Raw genomic sequence first — 327 nt, 5'->3', positions numbered from 1 at the left:
GACTTATCATATTTAATGGAACATCGCCTTGTTTACTTACTTCATAACAAAGAATTTGTGTAAACCTATCCACCTGAGGATTAAAATCGGACTTCATAGGATAAATCTGCATTAAAATTACATTCTCATTTTTCTTGTTTTGAATTTCGTCTTTTCTTTCAAATAGCGAATGATAAATGTTCTTACCAAGACCAGACTCAAACTCTTTAATATTTGCTTCAATTTTGTAACCTACAACATGAAAAAGGGGTAATGTTATTACTTTAGCTTCCATAAAATCTCCTTCATTCAAAATGTTTATTGCAGTAATTGCATATAACTAACGTT

The 327-nt window shown here is 29.7% G+C and carries 1 pseudogene; it reads right to left on the bottom strand.

Annotated elements, in window-relative coordinates:
• A pseudogene (locus AC1DOK_RS24645) lies at positions 1 to 274 on the bottom strand (GyrI-like domain-containing protein); the annotation flags it as partial.
• Between the last annotated feature and the right edge of the window lie 53 nt (positions 275 to 327).

The sequence above is a fragment of the Paenibacillus sp. P5_B5 genome, from assembly GCF_056400365.1.
This window is presented reverse-complemented; position numbering and strand designations above follow the sequence as displayed.